Consider the following 25160-nt stretch of genomic DNA (forward strand, 5'->3'; position numbering starts at 1 on the left):
GGACGGCAAGGGTGAAACCGCCCTGGCCCGCCCGACCGCCGACGGCGTTCGCGAGCCTCTGAACCGTCGCGCCACCATCGGCATCAACTTCTAAGAAGAAGTCGAAGCCGACAGTATCGAGTACAGAGCCGCCGGTCCCGAGAGGGGCCGGCGGTTTTGCTTTGCGCGGGCCGCGACGGCTCGCTATCTCCCGCCCACGGCAATGAAGGGCTTTGCGCATGCGCGTGGCGATGATCGGAACGGGATATGTGGGCCTGGTCTCGGGGGCCTGTTTCGCCGACTTCGGCCATGAGGTGACCTGCGTCGACAAGGACCCGTCGAAGATCGAGCGGCTGGAGAAGGGCGAGATCCCGATCTTCGAGCCCGGACTGGACGATCTGGTGGCCTCGAACGTCCGTGCGGGTCGGCTGTCCTTCGCGCTGGACGGCGCCGAGGCCATCCGCGCCGCCGACGCCGTCTTCATCGCCGTGGGCACGCCGTCGCGCCGTGGCGACGGCCATGCAGACCTGTCCTACGTCCATGCCGCGGCGGAAGAGATCGCCGGCCTGATCGAAGGCTTCACGGTCATCGTCACCAAGTCGACGGTTCCGGTCGGGACTGGCGACGAGATCGAACGCATCGTGCGCGAGAAGCGGCCGGACGCGGAGTTCGCCGTCGTCTCGAACCCGGAGTTCCTGCGCGAGGGCGCGGCCATCGAGGATTTCAAGCGACCCGATCGCGTTGTCGTCGGGACCGACGAAGAACGCGCGCAAACGGTCATGCGTGAACTCTATCGCCCGCTGAACCTCAACGAAACGCCGATCCTGTTCACCGGCCGGCGCACATCCGAGTTGATCAAGTACGCCGCCAACGCCTTTCTGGCGATGAAGATCACCTTCATCAACGAGATGGCGGACCTGTGCGAGGCGGTGGGCGCGGACGTCCAGCAGGTGGCGCGCGGCATCGGTCTGGACAACCGGATCGGGGCGAAGTTCCTGCATGCCGGCCCGGGTTACGGCGGCAGTTGCTTCCCCAAGGACACGCTGGCCCTCGTCCGCACGGCGACCGACGCGGGCAGCCCGGTGCGACTGATCGAGACCACCGTCGAGGTCAACGACACGCGCAAGAAGGCCATGGCGAAACGCGTCGGCGCAGCGCTGGACGGCGACCTGAACGGCAAGACGGTCGCCCTGCTGGGCCTGACGTTCAAGCCCAATACCGACGACATGCGCGATGCGCCGTCGCTCGACGTAGTCCCGGCCCTGATCGCGGCTGGGGCCGTGGTGCAAGCCTATGATCCCGAAGGCATGCATGAGGCTGGCAAGCTTCTGGAGGGCGTTCAGTTCAAGGACGGGCCTTACGAGGCTGTGACGGGCGCCGACGTCGTCGTGATCCTGACGGAATGGGACCAGTTCCGGGCGCTGGACCTCGACCGGGTGAAACTGCTGCTCAAACAACCGGTCATGGTCGACCTGCGAAACGTGTACCGCCCCGACGACATGCGCGCCCGAGGGTTCAGGTACGCCTCGATCGGGCGGGCGTAGAAAAGGGCGAAGCCGCCGGCCCCGCCCTCTTCAGCCACTTCGTCCGGATCAGCCCCGGAACGGACGGATCAGGATCTCGACCCGGCGATTCTGGGCCTTGCCCTCAGCCGTGGCGTTCGTCGCGATCGGGGCGCTTTCGCCCATACCATCGACGTACAGACGGTCGGCCAGGACGTTGCGGCTGACCAGATACTGGGCCACCGACGACGCGCGCTGACGCGACAGGTTCAGATTGTAGTCGTCGGCGCCGTCGGAATCGGCGTGACCCACGATGTCGACGACGGACTGGTCGTAGCGGTTAAGGACGGCCGCCACGTCGTCGAGGGTCGCGTAGAAGCGGTTGTTGATGCTGGACTGGTTGGACGCGAAGGTCACGTCCGACGGCATGCGCAGGACAAGATTGTCGCCCTGACGCGCGACCCCGACGCCCGAGCCGCTGAGTTCGGCTTCCAGCTCGCGCTGCTGGCGGTCCATGTAGGAGCCGACCGCGGCACCGCCCAGCGCGCCGATGCCAGCGCCGATCAGGGCGTTGCGACGGCCCTGTTCGGAGTTGGAGGTATTGGTCAGATAGCCCAGCAAGGCGCCGCCCACCGCACCGGCGATCACGCCCGTGCCGGTGTTGTTGCGCCGGGGCGTCGAACTGTAGGGATCGGTGGTCGTGCAGGCGCCCAGCAGGGCGGCGATGCTGACGCCGGTCAGAATGAGTTTGGCGCGCATGGAAGGTCCTTTCGAGACTCGACGGTTGGTGAACGCTGAAACGCGACCCTTACAGTCAAGGTTCCAGCCTGTACCGCGAATGAACGACCGGCGATATCGGACCGCGCTATCCTCGGCCTCTGCTTTGCCAAGGTCGGAGCTTAGGGCGTATGGGGAACGCGACATTTCCTTCGAGGCCCAAGTGACCGAGACCCTGACTTCCGCCACCGCCCAGTCCGGCCGTTCCATCGAACCAGTATCGATGAAACTCTACGACACCGACTTTCAGGCCTTCGCCGAAAAGCTGGGCGCGTCGTTCAAGCGGTACGGCTTTGCGGTGATCGCGGATCATGGGCTGGACGAGACCGTCATCGAAGCCGCTATCGACGACGCAAAGGCCTTCTTCGCCCTGCCTGAGGATGTGAAACGCCAGTATCACCAGCCCGGAACGGGCGGCGCGCGGGGCCTGACCCCCTTCGGCGTCGAGGCAGCCAAGGGCGCGGCCACTGTCGACCTGAAGGAATTCTGGCACGTCGGTCGCGAGCTGCCCGAGGGCCATCCCTATCGCAAATACATGCGTGACAATGTCTGGCCGACCGAGGTCGAGGGCTTCCGGACGCATCTGTACGGCATGTTCAGCGCCATGGATCAGCTGGGCGCCAAGATCCTGCGCGCCATCGCCCGCTACCTCGAGCTCGGCGATGACTTCTTCGAGGACAAGGTCCAGCTGGGCAATTCGATCCTGCGCATGCTGCACTATCCGCCGGTGCCGGCCGGCGCCTCGGGCGTGCGAGCTGGCGCTCACGAGGACATCAACGTGATCACCCTGTTGCTGGGCGCCGAGGAGCGGGGCCTGCAACTGAAGGACGCCGACGGAGAGTGGCTGGAGGTCGCACCGCCGCCGGGGGCGCTGGTGGTCAACATCGGCGACATGCTGCAGCGGCTGACCAACCATGTGCTGCCGTCCACCAGCCACCGGGTGATCAATCCGACGCCGGACCGGGCCAGCTTCGCCCGCTACTCGACGCCGTTCTTCCTGCACTTCAACCCGGACTTCGTGATCGAGAGCCTGCCCTCGACCGTGACGCCGGAGAACCCCGACCGCTACGCCGGAAAGGCGATCATGGCCGAGGATTTCCTGACCGAGCGGCTGAAGGAAATCCGCCTGATCTGAGCGTCAGGCGGCGATACGAAGGCGAGTGATGTCGCGGGCGAACTCGGCGAACGCGTCCTTCAGCTGAGTGCTGTTGGAAGCGAACTTCGCCCGATCCGGCGTGCTGGCGCAATATTCAAGCACCTCCCGTGCGGTGTCGATGCCGGCGCCGCCTCTCGAAGTGCTGACGCTCAGGCCCACGGTGTAGATGATCACCGCAGGGGTTCCGTCCTGCCCGTCGCCCGCCTTGCGGACCTTTTTCACCTCATCACAGAGCCTCGCGGTCTGGGCGAAAGGGTTGCCGTTGGTGGCGTTGCAGTTGATCTGGTTCGTATTGCTGTCGTAGTTCGCATCGTTGGCCAGGACGCTCTGACAGTAGGTCGTGTTGAACTCCCCGTCCGTCATCAAGATGATAGCTTTCAGGGTCTTGCCCGGGTCGTAGGCGGCGGCCCGGCTCTCCGTCGGCCAGACGTTGTTGAACCGGTCGGATATCATATACCAGCCCATCCCGAAGCCAATCTGGCCCGCGGTCGATCCAGTCGCCTGAAGCCGACCGATTTCGGCGACGAGATCAGCGCGACGGTCGGACAACGGCGTAATCGCGCGGGCCGGACAATCGTCAGCCCATGTACGGTACAGGCGTCCCAGCCAAGCCCCGGCGCCGGGCGCGGCGTCGCTGTAGGCAGCGCCGCCCGCCCGGTCGGTGATACAGGTTGTCGTTTCGCTTGCCCGACGGACTGTGCCGCTGGCGTTCTTGAAGATGCGGATTTCGCAACCGTCAAAGCCACACTGGGCTGCACCCGAGCCATTCGAATATGTACCGGCTGGACCAGCAAGCGGCACACGGAAGGTGTTATTGCTTAACCACTCAACCTGCCAGTCGGCATTGAGGGTCGTCATCCCACCGATTCCCGAGATGCCAACATACTCGTTATTGATCAGGCCATGATTGTTCGACGTAACGATCACCGTGCAGTCGCTGCGGATGCACTTACGGACTGTCCCTGTTGTCCCGTTGGACGAGCCAGTCGTGCTCACGGGAATCGTGAACTCGTTCGCGTTGGTCCGGGTGACCTGATACGCCTTGTTGTTCACGCTGGTGACATTGTTCACGCCCGTGATCCAGACGTAGTCGCCCGTGACCAGGCCATGGCCGTTCGATGTGATTTTGGTTGGGCTGGTCCGCTCAACCTTGCTGATGGTCGTCGATGCTGCAGCGGCCCATTGGGCGTTGGAAATGTTCGTCGGCCCTTTGAGCACACCACGTAGCGCGTTAGCGTATTGGCCCGTCTCGACGCCGATCGAATACGGGACTATCGCGGCCTTCGAGTAATATGGCTGCTGCTTGTCTGCGGGCTGCACGACAATGTTGATCAGATTGGTTGCCGCCTCTTTCAGCGCGGTAATCCGACTGCCGGCCATCGAACCTGTCACGTCGAGCACGAGAGCGACTTCGATGTTCTTGGAGGCGCGCGTGACCTCTGAGCGGCTTTTCACGGGCATGAACTCGTCGAAGAATTCACCGTATGGCGGCAGGAAGATGTGGGCCGCGATAGTCTTCACCTGTACCTGCGCGTTCGCGATGACGCGGGTGTCGTTCGCGAGCGTAAAGGTCACATCGTTGGCCGAAAGCGTGATGTTCGGGTCAGCGGCGAGGTTGGCCTTCAAAGCCGCCCAGCCGACCCGCTTCAAATCCGCATCTGTCTTGTACGGGGAGCGCGCCGCGGTCAGCGCCGCAGCATCGAGGGCGTCCTGCAGGTGAACGCGGACGGTCGCGATGCGGTGGATGTCGATGCCGCCGAAGGTCATCAAGACCAGCACAGGCATGATCAGACCGAGCATCATCGCCACGTTGCCGCGCTTGTCTCCGGCCGCGCGTCGGGCGAACCCCGAAACCCAGTTAATCAGCCCCATGTCGACGCATCTCGGCTCGCCCCGGGCGCAGGTCGCCCAAGGTCATCCGGCCGAAAATGGCGCCTCTCGGTTAAGAGAAGCGCCAACGTCGAAGGTTAACCAGAACGGCGTTCCGTCAGCTGCCCCAACCGCAGCTCTTGCCGCGGTTCTGGCGGGTCAGCCAGACGTTCAGGGGCTGGAAGTAGTCGGTGATGGCCGAGGCGTCGTTGCCGTTCTCGCCGGTGAAGGCCTTCATCGCCTCGGGCCAAGGCTGCGACTGGCCCATCTGCAGCATGCGGTCGAAGCGCTCGCCGACCTCCTTGTTTCCATAGACCGAACAGCGGTGCAGTGGCCCGGTCCAACCGGCCTGTTTGCAGGCGGCGCGATGGAACTGGAACTGGTAGATGCCAGCCAGAAAGTAGCGGGTGTACGGCGTGTTGCCCGGGATATGGTACTTTGCGCCCGGATCGAAGGCGTTGTCCGGACGCTCGCCCGGCGGGACCAGCCCCTGATACTTCAGCATGTTGGCGGACCAGGCAGCGTTGTACTGGGCCGGCGTCGTCTCCCCGTCGAACACGCCCCAGCGCCAGCGGTCGACCATCAGGCCGAACGGCATGAAGGCGATCTTGTCGAGCGCCATCTTGAGCAGGAACGGGATGTCCTCGTCCTCGCCCGGCGTGGTCTGCAGCAGGCCGATCTGGTTCAGATAGGTCGGCGTCAGGGCCGACAGGCCGACGAAGTCGCCGATCGCCTCGTGGAAGCCGTCATTCGCCCCGTTCTTGAACAGGAACGGCTGATCCTTGTAGGCGCGCTGATAGTAGTTGTGACCCAGTTCGTGGTGGACGGTGTAGAAGTCGTCCGCGTTCACCTGGGTGCACATCTTGATGCGGATGTCCTCGGCATTGTCGAGGTCCCAGGCCGAGGCGTGGCACACCACCTCGCGGTCGCGCGGACGGGTGATCTGCGACCGCTCCCAGAAGGTCTGGGGCAGCGGATCCAAGCCCATAGAGACGTAGAAATTCTCGCCCGTTTTGACCATTTTCTGCGCGTCGTACTGCTGCGAGGTCAGCAGGTTGGTCAGGTCATAGCTGGACGCCCCGCCCGTGGCCGGCGCGACGACATCATAGATGTTGCCCCACTGCTGCGACCACATGTTGCCCAGCAGATCGGCGCGGATCGGGCCGGTGTCGGGCTGCACAGCGTCGCCGTACTTCGCGTTCAGGCGGCTGCGCACATAGCAGTGCAGGTTCTCGTAGAAGGGCTTCACCTGTTCCCACAGACGGTCCGTCTCGGCGGCGAAGGCGTCGGGCTCCATATCATAGCCGGCCCGCCACATGGCGCCGGTGTCCTCGAAGCCCAGTTCGCGGCTGCCCTCGTTGGCGATCTCGACCATGCGGGCGTAATCGGCGGCCATGACCGGAGAGATGGTGCGCCAGCCTTCGTACAGGGCTTTGGTCTCCGCCGGGTCGCGGCTGTCGGCCAGCAGGACATTGGCCTCGTCCAGCGTGATCTGCTGGCCCTTGTATTCGAACTTCCCGGTCGCATAGGTCGAGTCCAGACGGGTGGTGATCTCGGCCAGTTCGCCGGCCGCGCCGGGCCGGTTCGGCGCGGGCAGGACGATGCCCAGACGCAGCAGGTTCAGCTTGCGCCGCACCTCGGCGGGAACCTGAACCTCGTTGAAACGGGCCGCGCCGTTGGCCAGCTGGACCTGCAGTTCGGTCTGGCGGGCGTTGACCCGGCTTTCCAGCCACATGGTGTCGAAGGTGATGTTGGTGGCCCGCGTCCACTGGATGCGCGCGGCCTCCTCGCTCAGGGCCGCCAGCTTCGTTTCTGCATCAGCGACGAAGGCGGTCGCGCCCTCGACGCTGACGGGGAACTCAGAGGTCGCGGCCGCGACGGGGGCGGCGGTCTGGGTCGTGGCCGCGCCGGTCATAATGGCAAGGGCGCAGACGGCGGCGGCCGTCATCAGGGTACGCTTCATGGATGTCTCCTCGCGGCCTCCCGCCGCTGGTTGCGCGCACAGGAGGCCAGCGAAGTGCGGCCGTCAAGCGGCGTCTCAGCGCGTAACGCAGTCATCCAGACCGGACTGTCGCACCGTGCCCATCGCCGCCTGAATGCGTGACGCCCGGCGGCGCACATAGGGACCGGGCGAGCCCGCGCTGTATCGTCTGGGCGAGGGCAGGATGGCCGCCATCCGGGCCGCCTCGCGGGGCGTGAGCTCGCGCGCCGACTTGCCAAACCAGTGTCGCGCACCCGCCTCGGCGCCGTACACGCCGGGTCCGAACTCGGCGACGTTAAGATACATCTCCATGATCCGGCGCTTGCCCCAGGCGACCTCGATCACCGGGGTGAAGGCGGTCTCCAGACCCTTGCGGATCCAGTCGCGGCCCGACCACAGGAAGACGTTCTTGGCCGTCTGCTGGGTGATCGTCGACGCGCCCCGCATCCGGCCCCGCCCACGCGCCTCGACCCGTTCGTTGTGCTCCATCGCCTTCTGGATCGCCTCGACGTCGAAGCCCTTGTGCAGACAGAACCGGGCGTCCTCGGCGGCGATCGCGGCGCGGACCAGATTGGGCGAGATGTCGTTCAGCGACCGCCAGCGGTAGTCGATCCCGTCCACCGGCGCACGGCTGACCATCAGGATCGTGGCGGGCGGCGGCACGAAGCGATAGGCGATCACGATGGCCGCGACCGCAAGGAACACGGTCGCCAGCAGGTTCACGATCCGCCGGCTCCAGCGAGGCTTGCGCTTGGCTTCACTCATCGGCGGATGTGACCCAGCCTTGCCGTTCGACGCAAGTCTAGAGCGCGACCACGCCGGCCTGCCCATCCTCATCGGCCCAGGCGACGGCGTCCGCATCAGGGCTCATGGCCAGGGCGGTGATCGCCGGGCCGCGGTCGGACTTCAGGAACCGCAGCCCCTGCCCCGCCGGATCGGCGACCCAGACACGCCCATCGCTCAGGCCCGACGCCAGCAGGCCGTGTTTCGCCCGGCTGGCCACCAGCGTGATCGTGCTGCCCTCGTCATAGCCGATCTCGATCGCCTCGCGCCCCATCGGGCCGTTGGCGCCGGCGAAAGGCCACAGCACCGCGCCCTGCGCGCCGGCCGTCGCCAGAAGCTGGCCGTTCGACAGGAAGCTCATGGCCCTCACCTTGGACGGATAGCCGCCCATGCGCATGTTCTTCTGATCCTTGATGCGCCAGCCGTGCAGCTGGTTGTCCTGCATGGCGGTGACGACGAAGGCGCCGTCCGGCGAGAAGGTCACGGCGATGTGCGACCCCGCCCACTTCAGCATCGCCGGCTTTTGCTCCGCGATCCGCGCAAACCAAAGGGCCGCGCCGCCGTATGTCGAACAGGCGATACGCCGGCCTTTGGGATCGAACGCCACGCCCGACACCGTCCGCTCGTGCTGGAAATCGCGGCGGAAGGCGGCGTCTTTTGCGTCGATCACCGACAGGGTGCGGCCGGCGGAGAAGGCGATCAGCCCGCTTTCAGCAGAGGCGTCGATGGCGTCGACCCATGCCCCCTTGGCCGACCGGGCCAGCAGCCCCGCCTCGCCCCGGCGGTGCCAGATCACCTGACCATCGTCGCCGCCGGTGACCACGCCGTCGCCGGACGGGTGAACCACCGCGCACAGCACCGCGCCGTCGTGCGCCTCGTTATATTCGCCTGAGGCGAAGCGCACCGAGCCGTCGCCCAGCGCAAAGACGGCGCCCGTCTTGTCGAACAGGGCCGCGGTCACCTGGGCGTCGAAGGTCTTTTGCATGGGCCGCTCTTTGGCCGATCCGGGGGCGCGAGGCTAGGCCGCGCAGGCCTCGAAGCCTGCCTTCAGCGCGGCCTCGTCCAGATCACGGCCGATGAAGACCGCGCGCGACCAGCGCCGCTCCTTGTCGCCCCACGGCTTCTGCAGGTCGCCCTCGAGGATCATGTGCACGGCCTGGAAGACCAGCCGGCGGTCCTCGCCCTGAACGTCGATGATGCCCTTGGCGCGCAGAATGTTCTGGCCCTGCTCGCCCAGCAGCTTGTCCAGCCACTGGGTGAACCGCTGACCATCCAGCGGGCGATCCAGCGACAGGGCTATGCCCCGGATGTCGTCGCCGTGGTCGTGACCGCGAGGTCCGTGATGGTGGTCGTGCCCGTGATCATGGTCGTGGTCGTGGTCATGATGATGGTCATGGCCGCAGTGGTCGTCGTGGACGTGGCCCTCGGCGCCATGCGGGGGGTTGATGAAGTCCGGGCGAACCTCGGTGATCCGGTCCAGATCGAAGCCGTGCTGGCCCAGCACCTGATCCAGCGGCACGTTGGCCCGCTCGGCGCGCACGATGGGGGCCAGCGGGTTCAGCCCGCGCAGGCGCGTCTCGACGGCCGCCAGATCGTCTTCCGACACCAGATCGGTCTTGTTGAGGATGATGCGGTCGGCGAAGGCGACCTGCTCGCGCGCCTCCTTCGAGTCGTCCAGCCGCGCCATCACGTGCTTGGCGTCGACAAGGGCGGTGACGCTGTCGAGGAAGGTCTTCGCCTTGACCTCGTCGTCGACGAAGAAGGTCTGGGCCACCGGGCCGGGATCGGCCAGACCCGTCGTCTCGACGATAATGGCGTCGAACGCGGGCTTGCCCGGGCGTTGACGCTTCATCAGGCCGTTGACCACCCGGATCAGGTCGCCGCGCACCGTGCAGCAGACACAGCCGTTGTTCATTTCGAACACGTCCTCGTCGGCGCCGACCACCAGATCGTTGTCGATGCCGATCTCGCCGAACTCGTTGACGATGACGGCGTAGCGCTTGCCGTGGTCCTCGGTGAGGATGCGGTTCAGCAGGGTGGTCTTGCCGGCGCCGAGGTAGCCGGTGAGGACGGTGACAGGGGTTTTATCTGACATGGCCGCTAGATGGAGGGCGATGCGCCGCTTGGGAAGGGCCTAGCAGTCCGGACAGTCCGGCAGAACGCCGCTCTCGAGCTGCAGGGTCGTGTGACCGATGCTGAAGGTCTGGCGCGCCAGCAGCTGTGCCTCGATCAGCAAGGCCCCCGCATCCGGCCGTTGATGCACGATGTGGGCGGTCAGCGCGGTCTCGGTGGTCGACAGGCCCCAGACGTGGAGGTCATGCACCGCGGTCACGCCGGGCAGGGCGAGAAAGGCGTCGCGCACCGCGGCCACGTTCACGCCACGCGGCGCGGCGTCCAGCGCGAGATTGACCGAGTCCTTCAGCAGCCCCCACGTCCCGACGAGGATCACCACGACGATGCCGAGGCTGACCACCGGGTCGATGAGCGACCATCCCGTCAGCCAGATCAGGCCGCCCGCGATCACCACCCCGATCGACACGGCCGCGTCGGCCATCATGTGCAGATAGGCGCCCTTGGCGTTCAGGTCTGAATGCTGGTCGCGCATGAACAGCAGGGCCGTGCCCAGATTGATGACGAAGCCGATGCCGGCAACGATCATGATCAGGCCGGACTCCACCGGCGCGGGCTCGGCCAGTCGCCGGACGGCCTCGAAGGCGATGGCTCCGCAGGCGAAGATCAGCAGCAGGGCGTTGCCCAGCGCCGCCAGAACGGTCGCCTTGCCATAGCCGTAGGTCTTGCTCTGCGACGCCGCGCGCCGCGCCAGCCATGCCGCACCGCCCGCCATGGCGAGGCCCAGCACGTCGGACAGGTTATGGCCGGCGTCGGCCATCAGGGCGGTCGAGTTCGACCAGACCCCGGCCCCGAACTCGATCCCAACGAACAGCAGGTTGATGATCAGCCCGACCGCATAGCGCCAGTCGCCGGTGTCCACCGGCCCATGGTGATGACCGCCCACGCCGTGCGAATGGCCGTGGTCATGACCATGGTGGTCATGGGCGTGGTGGTCGTGATCGTGGCCGTGGGCGTGCGCCATGGAACGAGCCTAGTGGTCGTGACCCGCGTGGGGAAGCGCCGAGACGGCGGGCGGCGGGTCTGCGTGCCCGACGCGCGCTTCCGCATGGCTGTGCGAGGCGACCAGCAGGCCGATGCCGATCAGGGCGACGCCCAGCACCATGCTCTCGTATCGTGCCCACCGCTCCAGCCGCAGGGCGGAATAGCCGGCGTTGGCCAGCAGGGTGAAGGCCGACATCCCCGCGATCGTGCCCAGCAGGAAGGCCAGCGTCATCAGCGCCAGCACGATCAGCCCCTCCGTCGCCTGCGCCAGATAGAGCGGCAGCAGCACCTCGCCCGGCGACACCGCCAGCATGGCCACCAGCCCCCAGAAGGCGGCGGCGTCCGACACCCTTGGCTCCGGTGTATCCATTGAAGGGCCGCCCGCCGTCTGGACCCGAAGCAGGGTCGCGCGCGCCAGATAGAAGGCCCCGAACAGAAACAGCAGCACCGCCGCCAGATGCGGCAGCAGCCCCGCGACCCAACGGTCGAGCGCCAGCCCGGCCATGACGATCAGGCCGCCCACCAGTGCGGTGACCACGATGTGCGCCAGACCGGCCGCGGCGACTGCACCCAGAACTTGCGACAGTCGCCAACGCTGGGCGCGGCCGACGAGCACGAAGGGCAGCCAGTGGGTCGGCAAGGCCGCGTGCAGGAAGGCCGTGACGAAGGCTCCGCCCAGCAGGGACAGCATCAGCGGCGGGGCGAGATCAGGCGGCGACATCGCGGCCCCTGTAGCCTGTTACTTTATAACAGTCGAGTTATTTTCGTGCTCTAGCTCGCCGACGCGTCTTCAATGAACGCCAGCGGCGTGTCCGTGGCGGGCAGGCAACTGCGGTCCACCGGCTTCGAGGGGTCACGCAAAAAGTCCCGCGCCATCGCCACAGTGCATGGGCTGGAGTTGATCACGCCGTGGGTCGCGTTGGTGACGATGACCACCTGACTGTTCGAATACGTCCGCGCGGCCGCCTCGGTCAGGGGCGGCGGGCAGCCGGGATCGATCTCGGCGGCGACGAACAGTGTCGGGATGTCGGTCACCACGGGCGCGTTCTCGACCGGATCCGCGCCTGCGATGTCCACCGCCGCACAGACGTCGAACAGGCGCGACAGGGAGGGAACGAGCACTTCGGCCACCGGATCGCCCGCGGCGCCGGCCGCCAGTCGCGCCTTCGATTCGAACGGCAGCTCCTCCTTGCAGAGGTGCGCCATGTGCTGGCCTTCGAAATAATAGGTCCGGTCGGCCGCGATCTCGGCCACCGGGGTCAGGTCGCCGGCGATGACCTTCTCCAGATCGGCCGGCAGGCGCCGCACTCCGGTCCGGTCGTAGGTGGTGTCCATCAGGAATGCGGACAGGTCGTCGACGTTGAAGGTCTTGCCGTCCTTGCCCGTCTGCGGCCCGGCCAGCCACAGCCGGGCGTTGGCCTCGAACCGGGTCTGCAGGTTCGGGTGCCGGGCGGCGCAGTCCGCCTGAGCCGCGCATTTGGACAGGATCAGCCGAACGGCCGCCGACACCTGCTCCGGGGTGCCGACGGCCCAGTTGCCCTCCGGCGGCCACGGCGAGTCCATCACGGCGGCGCGCACGATCTGCGGCTGGTGCGTGATCACGGCCGCCTCGATCCGGGGACCGTACGAGCCGCCGCGCAGATCGATCTTCGGCAGGTTCAGCGCCTTGGCCATGTCGCCGACGTCGTCGGCGATGACGCGGGCGTTGTACTGGTTCAGATCGACGCCCTGCGCCTCATAGCCCTTCAGACAGGCGATCAGCCCGTCCCGGTCAGCATCCGACGGCGGGCCGGCGTCGGTCAGTTCCACGCCCGGACAGTCCATGGACGGCGTGTCCGCTCCGCCGCCGCGCTGGTCGAAGAAGATGACATCCTGATCCACCGCCAGCAGGTCCGGCATCCGGGCCAGCGCAGCCAGCGTCCCGCCCACGCCCGGCGTGAGCGCGCCGCCCGGTCCGCCGTGAAACATCACGACCGGCGGCAGCGCCTGACCGGAGGCGTCGCGATACGGCTGGCTGGCCTTCAGAATCACCACCGCGATGTCGATGCGGCGATTGCTGGACCCGTCCCGCGCTTCATCCACCGTCAGCGTGCCGCAGACCGTTTGCCGGACATCTGTCGGCCAGTCGGCCGGGCAGGCCCTGGCGGCGAACACCGGTTCTCCGGCCGCGACGGGCGCGACGAAGCCGGTCAGGGCGAGTATGAAGGCCAGCGCGGCGATCAGGCGACGGGACATCGGCTTCAGGGCTCCGTTTCGGCGCGCACTTGGCGCTCGGCGAGGCCGTCTGGCAAGCGTCGCAATGCCCGGCGCGGCGCGGATTTTTCGGGCCTCCGCGTTGACTCGGAGGACCCCTTCCGTATATGTCGCCGCTCTTCGCCCGAGGGGGTCCCCCGTCGGGCTTATTCTTTTTGCGTTTTCGCTGAGGCTTCAACATGTACGCGGTGATCAAGACCGGCGGCAAGCAGTACCGGGTTCAACCGGGCGATGTGATCGTTGTCGAGAAGCTCGACGGCGACGCCGGCGCCGACATCAAGTTCGACAGCGTGCTGATGCTGGGCGGCGACAAGGGCGTGACCCTCGGCGCGCCGCTGATCGACGGCGCTTCGGTCGCTGCGACGCTGGTCGAGACCCGTCAGGGCGAGAAGATCAAGATCTTCAAGAAGATCCGTCGTCAGGGCTATCGCCGTACGCGCGGTCACCGCCAGATGGAATCGGTCCTGCGCATCACCGGCATCGCCGGCGCCGGCGAGACCGCCAAGTGGGAAGGCACCGCCCAGGTTCTGACCAAGGCCGAAATGAACGCCCGCGCCCGTGGCCTGGCCCCGCGCGTCGCCGAGACCGAAGCCAAGCCGGCCAAGGCTCCGAAGGCTGCGGCCCCGAAGGCTGAAGCCGCGACTGAAACTCCGAAGACCGAAGCCAAGGCTCCGGCGGCCAAAAAGGCCCCCGCCAAGGCCAAGGCCGCCAAGACCGACGAAGCGTAAGACAGTTATCGCGTTCGACCAGGCCGACGGCCGGTAGCGCAAGAAAGAGGAGCAACCCATGGCTCACAAGAAATCCGGTGGTTCGTCGCGTAACGGTCGCGACTCCGAGTCGAAACGCCTTGGCGTGAAGAAGTTCGGCGGCGAGCGCGTGCTGGCCGGCAACATCCTGGTGCGTCAACGCGGCACGACCTTCCACCCGGGCGACCAGGTCGGCATGGGCCGTGACCACACCCTGTTCGCCCTCGTGAACGGCGCCGTGAAATTCACCAAGAAAGCTGGCGGCCGTTGTTACGTGTCGATTCAGCCGGCTATGGAAGCCGCCGCCGCAGAGTAAGCGCGAAGCCGAAACTCTCCGGATCGCGCGGGCTCTGAAAGCCACCGATCCGGACCAAGGGAAATATTCCGCGGGGAGTCTGGATCGCCAGGCTCCCCGTTTTCGTTCCCCGCCTCGAACGTCGCCCGAGCCCTGTCAAAGGAGGCGACGACCTGAGTGAGGCGAAGCCATGTGCGTGATCGAACCCTCTCCCGTCGTCGAGACGCGGCGTCTGGCCCTGCGCAGCCCGCAGGCCCAGGACGTCGCCCGTCTGGCCGCGCTTGCCAATGACGCCGACATCGCCCGTATGACCCTGCGCATGCCGCACCCGTTCTCGACGCGGGATGCGGAGACCTTTGTGCTGAACGTGGCCGGGCAGGATCCGGCGACGGCGCGGACCTTCCTGATCGAACACGAGGACCACGGTCCCGTGGGCGTCATCGGCCTGTTTCAGGACGGCGATGTCGCGCCGGAGGTCGGCTACTGGATCGGCCGGCCGTTCTGGGGTCGCGGCTACGCCACGGAGGCGCTGGAGGCGGCGACGGTCTGGGCCTCGCGGGGCTGGAGGCGGCGGGCCCTCGTCGCCGGCCACTTCGCGGACAACCCGGCGTCGGGTCGCGTGCTGGAGAAGGCGGGCTTCCTCTATACGGGCGAAGTGCGGCGCGGCTTCAGCCGGGCGCGGGGCGCGGAAACCGATACGCGCCGGATGGTCTGGCTGGCCTAGAGGCCGGTCAGGGCGTCCGGACCGACGATCGCCGCCACCGCGACCGCGCCAATGGCCACGGTGACCACGGCGCCGGCGATGAAGGCGACCCAGGCGCGGGCGGCTTTCTTGCGTCGGAAAGCGCCGGTCTTGACCCCGCGCACGACCACGAACGGCCGTTCGCCGAACACTTCTGACCCGGAAATATTGTGCTGGGACATCAATGCCATCCGCCTGCTCGTCCCCCGCATGGGACGCGATCAGGGAAGCGGGCACGGAAAGGCCAAACAATGGCGAACGCCGGTTTCCCACCAATCCGTGATCGGACGAACGACGGTCTTCGACTTGATCACATGGTGACGTTGACGCGTCCGCCGCGGATCATCACCCGCTGCATCAGCACTGTCCGCTCCGCTCCGGCGCTGACCGGGGCGATGGCGAACCACGATCCGTCCGGCAGGCCGTCGAAGGTGAACCGGTTATTCTGACACGTCGCCGATCTCACGAAGGCGCGATAGTCGGCGTTGGGGTCCGGCACGGTCCGCGCGCGGACGATGGCCTCCGGAATCGCGGCCCGCTCGGTCGAGCCGTACAGGGTCTGGAACCGGCTGCGGGTGTAGGGGGTGTCCGGCGTCAGGGCGACGGAGCCGGTGCAGCTGAGAACCTGTCCCTGCTGGCGATAGCCGATCGAGCCGTCGATCGCGCCTCGGCCCGGCTGTGTCGACCAGGCGAAATCGCCCGGGTTGAAGGCGGTCGAGGGCGGCGGACCGTAGTCCGGCCGGCCGGTGGTCTCGCAGGCCGCGACCGAGACGCCGAGGACAGCGACGACGACGGCGGCGCGGGCGAGAGCGAGGGGACGGCGGCGCATGAGGAAACTCCGGTATTGATGCTCGACGACGCCTGACATCCAACGCTCCCGCCCGGGACGGGTCAAGGTTGCGGCGCGACCTTCGCTGGTTCAAAAGCGGGCGGAAGCCCGGCGTCAGACCGGGTATAGGGACCTTTGATGACAGTCACGTTCGACGACATCCTGACCGCGCGCGACCGCATCGCCGGCCAGGTCGATCGCACCCCTACCCGCCATTCGCGCCGCCTGTCGCAGCTGACCGGCGCCGAGGTCTGGGTGAAGTTCGACAACCTGCATTTCACCGGCAGCTTCAAGGAGCGCGGGGCGCTGAACCGCCTGCTCCAGCTGACGCCCGAAGAGCGCAAGCGCGGCGTCGTCGCGGCCTCGGCCGGCAATCACGCCCAGGCCTTGGCCTATCACGGCGGCCGGCTGGGCGTGCCCGTCACCATCGTCATGCCCGAAGGCACGCCTTTCGTTAAGGCGGACGGCACCCGGGCCCATGGCGCGACCGTGGTCATCAAGGGGCTGGATTTCACCGGCTCGACCGAAGAGGCTCACCGACTGCGGGACGAGCACGGCTATGTCTTCGTCTCCGCCTTCGACGACATGGGCATCGTGGCCGGTCAGGGCGTGTGCGGGCTCGAGATCATGGAGGACGCACCCGAGCTGGACGTCCTCATCATTCCCGTCGGCGGCGGCGGGCTGATCGCCGGCTCGGCCATCGCGGCCAAGGGCATGAAGCCCTCCCTCCGGGTCTTCGGCGTCGAGGCCGAGATGTATCCGTCCTTTACCGCCCGCCGTAACGGCCAGCCGCCCCGGTGCGGCGGCCAGACCATCGCCGAGGGCATCGCCATCAAGGCCGTGGGCGAAATCCCCTTCGCCCTGGCCGATCCGCTGGTCGAGGACCTGCTGGTCGTCGACGACGCCGATTTCGAAAAGGGCGTCGCCTTCCTCGCCACGCTGGAGAAGACGGTGGTCGAGGGCGCGGGCGCAGGCGGCCTAGCGGCCCTGCTCGCCTACCCCGAGCGCTTCCGGGGCCAGCGGGTCGGCATCGTCCTGACCGGCGGCAATATCGACGCCCGCATGCTGGCCGTGGTGCTGAACCGCGAACTCGTTCGTGAGAAGAAGATGGTCGTCTATCGAATCCTCGGCGACGACCGCCCCGGCATGCTGTCCAAGATGAGCGCAGTCATCGGCGGCGCGGGCGGCAACATCATCGACGTCGTCCACAACCGGTTGGCCCTTGACGTACCGGCCAAGGGCGCTGAGTTCGACATCATGGTCGAGACGCGCGGCGCCGACCATGCCGACGAGATCAGACAGGGGCTTCAGGATGCGGGTTATGCGTTACGGATGGGCTAGGGCGGCGCTGGTCTGCGCGGTTCTGGCGGTCGCCGCCTGCAATCGCCCCGCCAGCGATGGCGCAAGCGCCGCGGCCGACGCCGAGGCGCTGCAGGCCGCCCACGCCTTCATGGCCACGAATGCGAAGGCCGAAGGCGTCCAGTCCCTGCCGCAGGGCGTGCAGTACAAGATCGTCACCTCCGGCCCGACCAGCGGCGTCAGCCCGGACCGCAACGATCTGGTCCGCGTCGACTACGAAGGCTCGCTGGTCGACGGCACGATCTTCGACAGCTCGTTCGAGCGGGGCATCCCGGCCGCCTTCCGCATCGATCAGGTTATTCCGGGCTGGGGCGACGCCCTGTCTCACATGCATCCGGGCGACGAGTGGATCGTCTATGTCCCGCCCGAGCGTGGATACGGCGACCAGGACAAGGGCGAAATCCCGCCCAACAGCGTGCTGATCTTCCGTCTGCGTCTGCTCGACGTGGCGCCCGAGCCGGGCGACGCGCCGCCGCCTGATGTGGGCATGGGCTGACTTCGCGCCTGCGAACGCAACCGGCAAGGGTTTGCGCAGGGCGAGGCGACACGCCTGATACGTGCAGGCGTACACATCTTATTGCGCCGCACACGAAATGAATTGCCTGCCGCGCTGCGATAGGTTCTTGTTCATATCCGCGGCGTCGAACGCGGGTTCGGGCCGATCCCTTCGGATTCCGGACCTTGCCATGACCGCACGCCGCCTCGCCGCCTTCCTCGCCCTGCCCGTCTGTCTGATCGCGTCGCCCGCGCTGGCGGCGCCCGGCGGCCTTCTGGCGCACCAGACGACGCTGGAGCTGAACGAGGCCTCCTCGGCGTGGATCCTGACCTCGACGGCGCTGGTCCTGCTGATGACCCTGCCGGGTCTGGCGCTCTTCTACGGCGGCATGGTGCGCAAGAAGAACGTCATCGCCGCCATCGCCCATTCCACCGCCGCCCTCGCCATCGTCACCGTGTTGTGGTTCGCGGTCGGCTACAGCCTGTCGTTCGGCGTCGGGCCCGAGCCGGTCAACGGCTTCATCGGCGGCCTGCAGGCAGCCTTCCTCGACGGCGTGATGCCCACGACGGCCCACAGCCTGTCGCCGGGCCTGCCTGAGTTCCTGTGGGTCGCCTATCAGCTGACCTTCGCCATCATCACCCCGGCCCTGATCGCGGGCGCCTTCGCCGAGCGGATCAAGTTTTCGGCCTCCATCCTGTTCTTCTTCCTGTGGCACCTGCTCGTCTATGTGCCGATCTGCCATCAGGTCTGGGGCGGCGGCTGGCTAGGGTCGTGGGGCGTGCTGGACTTCGCGGGCGGTGCCGTGGTGCACGTCAATGCGGGCGTCGCGGGTCTGGTCGCCGCGCTTGTTCTGGGGCCGCGCCACGGCTTCGGCCGGGACAATATGGCCCCGCACAACCTCGCCTTCACCGCCATCGGCACGGGCCTGCTCTTCGTGGGCTGGCTGGGGTTCAACGCCGGATCGGCATGGGCCGCGGATTCCATCGCCGCCGTCGCTGCGCTGAACACCATCCTCGCCGCCGCGGCCGCCGCGATCGGCTGGACCGCCGTGGAATGGATCGACCACAAACGCCCGACCCTGCTGGGCCTGCTTTCCGGCATTGTGGCGGGTCTGGTGGGCATCACTCCGGCCGCCGGTCTGGTCGATCCGAAGGGCGCCTTCTTCATCGGCATCCTGTCCGGCCCGGCCTGTTACGCAGGCGCGGTCTGGCTGAAGCGGGCCCTGAAGTACGACGACAGCCTCGACGCCTTCGGCGTGCACGGCGTGGGCGGCATCGTCGGCGCCCTGCTGACCGGCGTCTTCGCCTCGGCCGCCATCAATCCCGTCGGCGAAGGCGCGGACATCGTCAAACAGGCGCTGGGCCTGCTGGCCGTGATCGTCTGGAGCGGCGTCGGCACCTTCGTCATCCTGATGATCTGCAAGTTCACCGTCGGACTGCGGGTCACGAAGGAGGAGGAGATCGAAGGGCTGGACTACACCCAGCACGGCGAGACCATTCACCAGTAAGGGCAAAGAAAAAGGGCGTCCGCACCGGCGGACGCCCTTTCCATGTTCGAAGCTCGTGAGCCCTTAATGGCCCGGCGCGGCGCTCGTCGCAGCAGGCGGGGCTGCGGGCGTGGCGGCGGTGGCGGGCTGACCGGCGGCGCCGGCGGCAGGCGCGGCGCCTGCGGGGCCACCGGCCGAACCGGCGGTCTCGGCGCCGGCGACGGGAGCGGCGCCCTCTGCGGGAGCAGCGCCTTCAGCGGCGGGGGCCGGAGCGGCGCCGGGCTGACGCGAGGGATCCGGGGCCGGGATGGCGAAACCGGTCGAACCCTGCGACCGCAGCCAGGCGATCAGGTTGACGCGGGTCTCCTGATTGCGAATGCCGGCGAAGGACATCTTGGTGCCCGGCACATAGCGGCCCGGGGCAGTCAGGAATTGATCCAGCTGATCATAACCCCAGGTCGGCGCCTCGGCCTTGTGGGCGCCCATTGCGTCGGAATAGGCGAAGCCCGGGCGGTGCATGACCGGTCCGCCGACCACGCCATAAAGATTCGGGCCGGTGCCGTCCGCGCCGCCCTGGGTCGCGTTGTGACAGGCCTTGCACGCGGCGAAGGCGGCTTCGCCCTTGGCCAGATCGGCGGTCGGCAGGACGGTGCCCCAATCCGGCGGCAGGACGACCTCGGCCGGTCCGCCCGCGGCCTCTTCAGGCGCGTCGACGAAATAGCCCATCTTCTCCGGCGCATGGGTCGCGAAGAGGATGTTGGTTCCTTCCTTCACGCCGATGATCACAAAGGCGGTCGCCAGAACAGCGCCGAGAATCTTGTTGCCTGTCAGATCGCCGCTCATCGCGTCGTCGCATCCCGTATAGTGAGGCCCTGACGCTTGGTCGTCGGGCGGAGTCTTGCGAGGGCGTCTCTTACACGCTAGCGCGGCCTTCGCAACCGGGCCGGAACCGCTTTCGACGGTCCCGGCGTCGCAGCCCGAAAGGCGTGGCCGATGAACCCCTTGATATTGATTCCCGCTCGCATGGCCGCCACCCGTCTGCCGGACAAGCCGCTGGCCGATATCGGAGGCAAGCCGATGATCGTGCGGGCCTACGAACAGGCCGTTCTGTCGGGTCTTCCGGTGGCCGTGGCGGCGGGGGATCAGGCGATCGTCGACGCCATTCACGAGGCGGGCGGCAAGGCGGTTCTGACCGATCCGGACCTGCCTTCAGGCTCGGATCGCATCCGCGCGGCGTTGCAGGCGATCGATCCGGACGGCGTACATGATGCGGTGATCAATCTTCAGGGCGACATGCCCTTCGCCGATCCGGGACTGGCCACGGCCTGCGCCGCCCTGCTGCACGGTCAGCCCGAGTGCGACATCGCCACCCTTGTTGCGCGCGAAGCCTCGTCGGACGATCGCGCCAATCCCGACGTCGTCAAGGCGGTCGTCGCTCTCACCGAGGGCGAACGTCATGGCCGGGCCCTCTACTTCACACGCTCGACCCTGTACGGCGACGCGCCGGTGTGGCGGCACATCGGCCTGTATGGCTATCGCCGCGAGGCGCTGGAGCGATTTTGCGCGGCCCCGCCGTCGCCGCTTGAGCGTCGCGAGAAGCTGGAGCAGCTGAGGGCGCTGGAAATGGGTCTGCAGATCTGGGCCGCCGTCATCGACGAGGCTCCGCTGTCGGTCGACAACCCCGGCGACCTCGAGGCCGCTCGCGCGCTGGCCTAGGCTGCGTCGAACAGGGTCTCGCGGAAGATGCGACCGGCGCCGCCCGCCGCCTTGGGGCCAAGCACGGCGGTTGCGGTAAGCCCCGCCGCCAGCGAATCGGCCGCGACCCGGCGGACGTCCCCGGCCGTTTGCGCCAGAACCCGTTGGGCGATGAGCGCCGACGGCTGCAGGGCGCCGAACACCAGCACCTGCGCCGCGGCCCGCCCTGCACGCGCCGCCGGGCTTTCGTCCGACATCCACAGGCCGGCGTTGAGCACGGCCTTGGCCCGCGACAGCTCGCCCTCCGTCGGTCCCTGCTCGGCCAGCGTCCGAAGCTCCTGCGCGCAGACCCGCGCCAGCTCTTCCGCCCGGTCGGCGGAGGCGCCGGCGTAGATGCCGAGGATGCCCGCGTCCTCGTAAGGCTCGTGATAGGCGTCGATGGCGTAGGCCAGTCCCCGCTCCTCCCGCGCGCTCTGGAACAGGCGCGACGCCATGCCCCCGCCGAGGATCTCGGTCATCAGCCGCGCCGCCGGATAGGCCGCATCCTTCGCCGACGGGGCCGGCAGCTGGAAGACGATGTTGGCCTGCTCGATACGCCGCGTCAGGGCGGCGTCCCCGCCGGTGAAGCGCGGAACATCCGGCGCTTCGGCTTCGATCGAGGCCGCGCCGCCGAACCAGCGCTCGGACAGCGCCAGCAGCTCGTCCTCATCCACAGCGCCAGAGACCGAGACGACCATCCGTTCCGGCGAGTACAGCCGCGCGCGCCACTCCGAGATCGTCGCCCGGGTGATGGGCTTGAGGCTGGCGACAGAGCCCAGGATCGGTCGTCCCAGCGGCTGGCCCTCGAAGGCGCGGGTCTGGGCCATCTCGAACACATGGTCGTCGGGCGTGTCGAAGGCCTCGGCGATCTCTTGGGCCACCACGTCCTTCTCGCGCTCGATCTCGGCCGCATCCAGCGTCGGACGGAAGACGAGGTCGGAGACCACCTGCATCGCCAGCGGCAGCGACCCGTCGAGCGCACGCACGTCGAAACTGGTCCGCTCATAGCCGGTGGCGGCGTTGATCGACCCGCCTTCGGCCTCGATCCGCTCGACGATATCGCGCGCGCCCATGTCGCCCGCGCCCTTGAACACCAGATGTTCGAGACAATGGGACCAGCCGGAGGTGGCTTCGGTTTCCCATTTGGCTCCACCCCGGACCGCGACGGTGAGGGCGAGGGTGCGCAGGCCCGGCATGGGGTCGCAAACGACGCGGACGCCGTTGGAGAGGGTATGCAGGCGAGTGGTCAGGAGATGTCCTTCGGCGCGTTCGTGGCGGATCGTCTCCGCCGGAGCACGGCGATGTAGAAACCCACGAGCGCCAGCGCCAGCCCGAACCATGTCAGGGCGTAGCCGAGGTGGTTGTTGGAAAAGGCGGCGGGCGGCGCGGACGGTTTCAGGGCAGCCCATTCAGGATTGGACGAGGTCAGGGCGAACAGCGTCTGCGGCTCGACCGGTCCCCGGACCCGCAGGGTCTCGGCCATGGCCCGGGTGTCGCGGGCGTAGAACCGGCGACCTTCCGACGGCACCGACATGGCGCCGGCCGACGGCGCCCTGCGAATCTCCGCGAGAATCTCCACCGGCGTGGTGTCAGCAGTCTCTGCGGGACGGGCCGAGATCATGTCGGCGACGAAGCCGCGATCGACCAGCCACGTCCGCCCGCCTGCGGGCCGACACGCTGAAATCAGGCGCACGCCCGGCTGGCCTTCCGGATCAATCGACTGGAGTTCGACATAGGGGGCGGTCGCCAGCCCCGGGCAGGTCAACCGCACCTTGCGGAACTCGGGCAAACCTTCCGCCTCGACTTCGGCGAACGGCGCGGCGGGAATGGTCGCGGCGCGATCCGCCTGTGCGATCAGGCCTTCCTTCCACTGCAGCCGCTGCACCTGCCACACGCCCAATGCGCACAGCAGGGCGAAGGCGATCGCGCAGGCGATGGTCAGCCCGACCGGAAACTTCGCCTCTCTAGCCACGCCCCACCCCGTTGCGCATCTGCAGGGCGATCATCACGCCCTTGCCCGGCCGCATAAGCCCGATCGACAGCCCCGCCACCAGCGGCAGGGTCACCAGCAGCAGCAGCCATATCGGCGGATTGTAGGCGATCATCACGAACAGCGCCCCGAACACCACGATCCCGCCGGCGATCTGCATGATGAAGATGGCGGCGCCGTCGCCGGTGTTCAGTCGGGTGAAGTCGAAGCCACAGGCCTCGCAGCGGTCCACGACTTTCAGGAAACCGCCAAACAGCGCGCCCTTCCCGCAATTCGGACAGCGACAAAGCAGACCGGCGCGGATCGGATCGATCCGCGCCGGCTGAAGATCATGCCCTGTGGGGCCGTCCGTCACCCGAAGGTGACGTAGACGAAGGCGAACAGGAACAGCCAGACCACGTCCACGAAGTGCCAGTACCAGGCCGCCGCCTCGAAGCCGAAATGCTTCTGCGGGGTGAACTGGCCGGCCAGCAGACGCAGCAGGCAGACGGTCAGGAAGATGGTGCCGATCAGGACGTGGAAACCGTGGAAGCCCGTCGCCATGAAGAAGATCGAGCCGTAAAGGCCCGAGTTCGCGGCCTCTTCGTTGAAGAACAGGTTCTCGTGGATGATGTGGCTGTACTCATAGACCTGCACCACGGTGAACAGCACGCCCAGCGCGATGGTGATGGCCAGACCGATCTTGGTGGCCTTGCGGTCGCCTTGGGCGATCGCGTGGTGGGCCCAGGTCACGGTCGTGCCGGACAGCAGCAGGATCACGGTGTTCAGCAGCGGCAACTGCCACGCGTCCAGCGTCTCGACGCCCTTAGGCGGCCAGATCGTACCGCCGGTCGAGGTCGTCCATGCCTTGGCCGTATCGGCCCAGGCGCCGACTTCCGGAATATGGGCGCGGGCTTCGTTGAAGACCGCCATCTCGAAGAACATCCAGAAGAAGGCGGCGAAGAACATCACTTCCGACGCGATGAACAGCATCATGCCGTAGCGCAGGCCGATCTGGACGACCGGGGTGTGATCACCCTGACGGCTTTCCTTGATGACGTCCGACCACCAGCCGAACATCGAGACCAGCACGCCGGCCAGACCGGCGAAGAACAGGGCCTTGTCGCCCTTGGCCAGCAGCGCGCCGGCGACAGGGCCCGCGTCAGCGCTGGCGAGCCCCTTCATCCAGACAACCGCGCCGATCATCATGATCGTGACGGCGATCGAGGAAACGAGCGGCCACGGGCTGGGATTGACCAGGTGGTAGTCGTGGTGCGGAGCGGCGTGAGCGTCGGCCATCAGGGTCTCTTGAAACGGTCGAGAGTCGTATGTGTGGGGCTATAGCGCCCGCTATCCGGCCGCGCCAGAGGCTTGAGCGGCCGGAGCGCCCTGCGAGGGATAGAAGGTGTAGCTGAGCGTCAGTTCCTGCACGCCGCGCGTCTCGCGATCCTCGGCCATTTCCGGGGACACGAAATACAGCATGGGGAATTTCTTGGTCTCGCCGGCCTTGATGATCTGGTCGTCGAAACAGAAGCATTGCAGCTTCTGGAAATAGGCCCCGGTGCTTTCAGGCACGACGTTGTACATGGCGCGCGCCTGCAGATCGCGGTCCGAGGTGTTGGTCACGTCGAAATAGGCGACGCCGGTCTCGCCGATTCGCACCCGCTGGCTGCGCTGCTCCGGCTTGAAGGTCATGGGCAGGCCGCTGACGTTGGTGTCGAAGCGGACCAGCACGGTCTTGTCGAGGATCTCGCTGGCGTCCGGGGCCTTGTCGGCCTTCTGGGTCGTGCCGTCGAAACCGGTGACCTGACAGAACATGCGATAGAGCGGCACCGCCGCGAACGCCGCGCCGGTCATGCCCATAACGCCGAAGACGCAGGCGATGGCGATAGCGTTCCGCGACCACTTCACTGGGCGTATCCCACCGGTTCGCCGGCCGCGATGGCCTCGGCGCGGGCGTCGAGGTTCCGCTTCAGGTTCAGCACCGTCACGCCGAACACCAGAATGATGAAGACCACCAGCGCGCCGGCGATGGCCAGATTGCGCTTCTTGCGGGCGGAGAGTTCTTCGGGGGTCAGGCGGCGCATGAG

At 67.2% G+C, this 25160-nt stretch carries 28 protein-coding genes; 10 read left to right on the forward strand and 18 right to left on the reverse strand.

Features of this window, described 5'->3' with window-relative positions:
- Together ACIQC9_RS10505 and ACIQC9_RS10510 are read left to right on the forward strand one after the other, a co-directional pair.
- On the forward strand, positions 1–94 hold a 94-nt coding region (locus ACIQC9_RS10505; RefSeq protein ID WP_400615299.1), incomplete at its 5' end, for a hypothetical protein.
- A gap of 124 nt (positions 95–218) precedes the next feature.
- The gene (locus ACIQC9_RS10510; RefSeq protein ID WP_400615488.1) at positions 219–1523 is read left to right on the forward strand and encodes a UDP-glucose dehydrogenase family protein; all 1305 of its coding nucleotides are present in this window, start codon (positions 219–221) and stop codon (positions 1521–1523) included.
- 48 nt (positions 1524–1571) lie between these two features.
- On the opposite strand, the gene ACIQC9_RS10515 is transcribed toward ACIQC9_RS10510, so the two are convergent.
- Positions 1572–2240, reverse strand: a complete 669-nt coding sequence (locus ACIQC9_RS10515; RefSeq protein WP_400615491.1) for an OmpA family protein — start codon at positions 2238–2240, stop codon at positions 1572–1574.
- 241 nt (positions 2241–2481) lie between these two features.
- On the opposite strand from ACIQC9_RS10515, the gene ACIQC9_RS10520 reads away from it, so the two are divergent.
- Positions 2482–3393, forward strand: a complete 912-nt coding sequence (locus ACIQC9_RS10520; protein WP_400617327.1) for an isopenicillin N synthase family dioxygenase — start codon at positions 2482–2484, stop codon at positions 3391–3393.
- Between the two features lie 3 nt (positions 3394–3396).
- Here the strand turns inward: ACIQC9_RS10520 and ACIQC9_RS10525 are convergent, their stop codons facing one another.
- From ACIQC9_RS10525 to ACIQC9_RS10560, 8 genes are all read right to left on the reverse strand, one after another.
- Positions 3397–5286 (reverse strand): pilus assembly protein TadG-related protein, encoded by a 1890-nt coding sequence (locus tag ACIQC9_RS10525; RefSeq protein WP_400615492.1) that lies wholly within the window; start codon positions 5284–5286, stop codon positions 3397–3399.
- Positions 5287–5401: 115 nt separating this feature from the next.
- Positions 5402–7246, reverse strand: a complete 1845-nt coding sequence (locus ACIQC9_RS10530; protein ID WP_400615494.1) for a M2 family metallopeptidase — start codon at positions 7244–7246, stop codon at positions 5402–5404.
- 75 nt (positions 7247–7321) lie between these two features.
- Positions 7322–8029, reverse strand: coding sequence for a monofunctional biosynthetic peptidoglycan transglycosylase (gene mtgA, locus ACIQC9_RS10535; protein ID WP_400615497.1), 708 nt, complete (start codon positions 8027–8029; stop codon positions 7322–7324).
- Between the two features lie 37 nt (positions 8030–8066).
- A complete protein-coding gene (locus ACIQC9_RS10540) occupies positions 8067–9032 on the reverse strand; it encodes a WD40 repeat domain-containing protein (RefSeq protein WP_400615499.1) in 966 nt (321 codons plus the stop codon).
- Positions 9033–9065: 33 nt separating this feature from the next.
- The gene (locus ACIQC9_RS10545) at positions 9066–10142 is read right to left on the reverse strand and encodes a CobW family GTP-binding protein (protein WP_400615501.1); all 1077 of its coding nucleotides are present in this window, start codon (positions 10140–10142) and stop codon (positions 9066–9068) included.
- 39 nt (positions 10143–10181) lie between these two features.
- Positions 10182–11141 (reverse strand): cation diffusion facilitator family transporter, encoded by a 960-nt coding sequence (locus tag ACIQC9_RS10550; protein ID WP_400615503.1) that lies wholly within the window; start codon positions 11139–11141, stop codon positions 10182–10184.
- 9 nt (positions 11142–11150) lie between these two features.
- Complete coding sequence (locus ACIQC9_RS10555; RefSeq protein WP_400615505.1) at positions 11151–11882, reverse strand: hypothetical protein; 732 nt, start codon at positions 11880–11882, stop codon at positions 11151–11153.
- Positions 11883–11932: 50 nt separating this feature from the next.
- A complete protein-coding gene (locus ACIQC9_RS10560) occupies positions 11933–13396 on the reverse strand; it encodes an alpha/beta hydrolase (RefSeq protein WP_400615507.1) in 1464 nt (487 codons plus the stop codon).
- A 197-nt stretch (positions 13397–13593) separates the two neighbouring features.
- On the opposite strand from ACIQC9_RS10560, the gene rplU reads away from it, so the two are divergent.
- The 3 genes from rplU (at position 13594) to ACIQC9_RS10575 (ending at position 15179) form a co-directional block, all read left to right on the forward strand.
- Positions 13594–14142 (forward strand): 50S ribosomal protein L21, encoded by a 549-nt coding sequence (gene rplU / locus ACIQC9_RS10565; RefSeq protein ID WP_400615509.1) that lies wholly within the window; start codon positions 13594–13596, stop codon positions 14140–14142.
- A 58-nt stretch (positions 14143–14200) separates the two neighbouring features.
- Positions 14201–14476: a 50S ribosomal protein L27 gene (rpmA, locus tag ACIQC9_RS10570; RefSeq protein ID WP_400615512.1), complete on the forward strand. Its 276-nt coding sequence runs from the start codon at positions 14201–14203 to the stop codon at positions 14474–14476.
- 169 nt (positions 14477–14645) lie between these two features.
- On the forward strand, positions 14646–15179 hold the full coding sequence (locus ACIQC9_RS10575; protein ID WP_400615514.1) for a GNAT family N-acetyltransferase: 534 nt from the start codon (positions 14646–14648) through the stop codon (positions 15177–15179).
- On the opposite strand, the gene ACIQC9_RS10580 is transcribed toward ACIQC9_RS10575, so the two are convergent.
- Positions 15176–15379, reverse strand: a complete 204-nt coding sequence (locus tag ACIQC9_RS10580) for a hypothetical protein (RefSeq protein WP_400615517.1) — start codon at positions 15377–15379, stop codon at positions 15176–15178. The two genes, ACIQC9_RS10575 and ACIQC9_RS10580, sit on opposite strands and share 4 nt — an antisense overlap.
- Positions 15380–15507: 128 nt before the next feature.
- Entirely contained in the window at positions 15508–16026 is a 519-nt protein-coding gene (locus ACIQC9_RS10585; RefSeq protein ID WP_400615519.1) for a hypothetical protein, read from the reverse strand.
- A 138-nt stretch (positions 16027–16164) separates the two neighbouring features.
- Between ACIQC9_RS10585 and ACIQC9_RS10590 the strand changes: the two genes are divergently transcribed.
- The 3 genes from ACIQC9_RS10590 to ACIQC9_RS10600 all read left to right on the forward strand — a co-directional run bounded on the left by ACIQC9_RS10590 (position 16165) and on the right by ACIQC9_RS10600 (position 19388).
- Positions 16165–17367, forward strand: a complete 1203-nt coding sequence (locus tag ACIQC9_RS10590; RefSeq protein ID WP_400615522.1) for a threonine ammonia-lyase — start codon at positions 16165–16167, stop codon at positions 17365–17367.
- On the forward strand, positions 17348–17881 hold the full coding sequence (locus ACIQC9_RS10595) for an FKBP-type peptidyl-prolyl cis-trans isomerase (protein ID WP_400615524.1): 534 nt from the start codon (positions 17348–17350) through the stop codon (positions 17879–17881). Before ACIQC9_RS10590 ends, ACIQC9_RS10595 begins: the two co-directional genes overlap by 20 nt.
- A 190-nt stretch (positions 17882–18071) precedes the next feature.
- Positions 18072–19388: an ammonium transporter gene (locus ACIQC9_RS10600; protein ID WP_400615526.1), complete on the forward strand. Its 1317-nt coding sequence runs from the start codon at positions 18072–18074 to the stop codon at positions 19386–19388.
- A gap of 63 nt (positions 19389–19451) precedes the next feature.
- On the opposite strand, the gene ACIQC9_RS10605 is transcribed toward ACIQC9_RS10600, so the two are convergent.
- Positions 19452–20210: a c-type cytochrome gene (locus ACIQC9_RS10605; protein WP_400615528.1), complete on the reverse strand. Its 759-nt coding sequence runs from the start codon at positions 20208–20210 to the stop codon at positions 19452–19454.
- Between the two features lie 150 nt (positions 20211–20360).
- Here ACIQC9_RS10605 and ACIQC9_RS10610 point away from each other — a divergent pair, with 150 nt between their 5' ends.
- Positions 20361–21083, forward strand: a complete 723-nt coding sequence (locus ACIQC9_RS10610; protein ID WP_400615530.1) for a 3-deoxy-manno-octulosonate cytidylyltransferase — start codon at positions 20361–20363, stop codon at positions 21081–21083.
- Here ACIQC9_RS10610 and ACIQC9_RS10615 read toward each other — a convergent pair.
- The 6 genes from ACIQC9_RS10615 to ACIQC9_RS10640 are packed head-to-tail and all read right to left on the reverse strand — an operon-like array spanning position 21080 to position 25157.
- Positions 21080–22297: a M16 family metallopeptidase gene (locus ACIQC9_RS10615; RefSeq protein WP_400615531.1), complete on the reverse strand. Its 1218-nt coding sequence runs from the start codon at positions 22295–22297 to the stop codon at positions 21080–21082. The two genes, ACIQC9_RS10610 and ACIQC9_RS10615, sit on opposite strands and share 4 nt — an antisense overlap.
- 50 nt (positions 22298–22347) lie before the next feature.
- A complete protein-coding gene (locus ACIQC9_RS10620; RefSeq protein ID WP_400615533.1) occupies positions 22348–23073 on the reverse strand; it encodes an SURF1 family protein in 726 nt (241 codons plus the stop codon).
- A complete protein-coding gene (locus tag ACIQC9_RS10625; RefSeq protein WP_400617329.1) occupies positions 23066–23404 on the reverse strand; it encodes a DUF983 domain-containing protein in 339 nt (112 codons plus the stop codon). The genes ACIQC9_RS10620 and ACIQC9_RS10625 overlap by 8 nt, the downstream gene beginning before the upstream one ends.
- A 38-nt stretch (positions 23405–23442) precedes the next feature.
- Complete coding sequence (locus ACIQC9_RS10630) at positions 23443–24369, reverse strand: cytochrome c oxidase subunit 3 (RefSeq protein ID WP_400615535.1); 927 nt, start codon at positions 24367–24369, stop codon at positions 23443–23445.
- 51 nt (positions 24370–24420) lie between these two features.
- Positions 24421–24981, reverse strand: a complete 561-nt coding sequence (locus ACIQC9_RS10635) for a cytochrome c oxidase assembly protein (RefSeq protein ID WP_400615538.1) — start codon at positions 24979–24981, stop codon at positions 24421–24423.
- A complete protein-coding gene (locus ACIQC9_RS10640) occupies positions 24978–25157 on the reverse strand; it encodes a hypothetical protein (protein WP_400615541.1) in 180 nt (59 codons plus the stop codon). The genes ACIQC9_RS10635 and ACIQC9_RS10640 overlap by 4 nt, the downstream gene beginning before the upstream one ends.
- Between the last annotated feature and the right edge of the window lie 3 nt (positions 25158–25160).

The sequence above is a fragment of the Brevundimonas sp. NPDC092305 genome, from assembly GCF_044755415.1.
In the GTDB taxonomy this organism is placed as follows: Bacteria; Pseudomonadota; Alphaproteobacteria; order Caulobacterales; family Caulobacteraceae; genus Brevundimonas.

What these genes read in the sequence shown, in the direction of transcription:
- ACIQC9_RS10530 (WP_400615494.1), bottom strand. Translation starts at nt 7,246, where the DNA reads ATGAAGCGTACCCTGATGACGGCCGCCGCCGTCTGCGCCCTTGCCATT.
- ACIQC9_RS10520 (WP_400617327.1), top strand. Translation starts at nt 2,482, where the DNA reads ATGAAACTCTACGACACCGACTTTCAGGCCTTCGCCGAAAAGCTGGGC.
- rpmA (WP_400615512.1), top strand. Translation starts at nt 14,201, where the DNA reads ATGGCTCACAAGAAATCCGGTGGTTCGTCGCGTAACGGTCGCGACTCC.
- ACIQC9_RS10555 (WP_400615505.1), bottom strand. Translation starts at nt 11,882, where the DNA reads ATGTCGCCGCCTGATCTCGCCCCGCCGCTGATGCTGTCCCTGCTGGGC.
- ACIQC9_RS10580 (WP_400615517.1), bottom strand. Translation starts at nt 15,379, where the DNA reads ATGTCCCAGCACAATATTTCCGGGTCAGAAGTGTTCGGCGAACGGCCG.
- ACIQC9_RS10585 (WP_400615519.1), bottom strand. Translation starts at nt 16,026, where the DNA reads ATGCGCCGCCGTCCCCTCGCTCTCGCCCGCGCCGCCGTCGTCGTCGCT.
- ACIQC9_RS10540 (WP_400615499.1), bottom strand. Translation starts at nt 9,032, where the DNA reads ATGCAAAAGACCTTCGACGCCCAGGTGACCGCGGCCCTGTTCGACAAG.
- ACIQC9_RS10510 (WP_400615488.1), top strand. Translation starts at nt 219, where the DNA reads ATGCGCGTGGCGATGATCGGAACGGGATATGTGGGCCTGGTCTCGGGG.
- ACIQC9_RS10545 (WP_400615501.1), bottom strand. Translation starts at nt 10,142, where the DNA reads ATGTCAGATAAAACCCCTGTCACCGTCCTCACCGGCTACCTCGGCGCC.
- ACIQC9_RS10560 (WP_400615507.1), bottom strand. Translation starts at nt 13,396, where the DNA reads ATGTCCCGTCGCCTGATCGCCGCGCTGGCCTTCATACTCGCCCTGACC.
- rplU (WP_400615509.1), top strand. Translation starts at nt 13,594, where the DNA reads ATGTACGCGGTGATCAAGACCGGCGGCAAGCAGTACCGGGTTCAACCG.
- ACIQC9_RS10605 (WP_400615528.1), bottom strand. Translation starts at nt 20,210, where the DNA reads ATGAGCGGCGATCTGACAGGCAACAAGATTCTCGGCGCTGTTCTGGCG.
- ACIQC9_RS10525 (WP_400615492.1), bottom strand. Translation starts at nt 5,286, where the DNA reads ATGGGGCTGATTAACTGGGTTTCGGGGTTCGCCCGACGCGCGGCCGGA.
- ACIQC9_RS10610 (WP_400615530.1), top strand. Translation starts at nt 20,361, where the DNA reads ATGAACCCCTTGATATTGATTCCCGCTCGCATGGCCGCCACCCGTCTG.
- ACIQC9_RS10615 (WP_400615531.1), bottom strand. Translation starts at nt 22,297, where the DNA reads ATGCCGGGCCTGCGCACCCTCGCCCTCACCGTCGCGGTCCGGGGTGGA.
- ACIQC9_RS10595 (WP_400615524.1), top strand. Translation starts at nt 17,348, where the DNA reads ATGCGTTACGGATGGGCTAGGGCGGCGCTGGTCTGCGCGGTTCTGGCG.
- ACIQC9_RS10550 (WP_400615503.1), bottom strand. Translation starts at nt 11,141, where the DNA reads ATGGCGCACGCCCACGGCCACGATCACGACCACCACGCCCATGACCAC.
- ACIQC9_RS10590 (WP_400615522.1), top strand. Translation starts at nt 16,165, where the DNA reads ATGACAGTCACGTTCGACGACATCCTGACCGCGCGCGACCGCATCGCC.
- mtgA (WP_400615497.1), bottom strand. Translation starts at nt 8,029, where the DNA reads ATGAGTGAAGCCAAGCGCAAGCCTCGCTGGAGCCGGCGGATCGTGAAC.
- ACIQC9_RS10630 (WP_400615535.1), bottom strand. Translation starts at nt 24,369, where the DNA reads ATGGCCGACGCTCACGCCGCTCCGCACCACGACTACCACCTGGTCAAT.
- ACIQC9_RS10600 (WP_400615526.1), top strand. Translation starts at nt 18,072, where the DNA reads ATGACCGCACGCCGCCTCGCCGCCTTCCTCGCCCTGCCCGTCTGTCTG.
- ACIQC9_RS10640 (WP_400615541.1), bottom strand. Translation starts at nt 25,157, where the DNA reads ATGCGCCGCCTGACCCCCGAAGAACTCTCCGCCCGCAAGAAGCGCAAT.
- ACIQC9_RS10575 (WP_400615514.1), top strand. Translation starts at nt 14,646, where the DNA reads ATGTGCGTGATCGAACCCTCTCCCGTCGTCGAGACGCGGCGTCTGGCC.
- ACIQC9_RS10515 (WP_400615491.1), bottom strand. Translation starts at nt 2,240, where the DNA reads ATGCGCGCCAAACTCATTCTGACCGGCGTCAGCATCGCCGCCCTGCTG.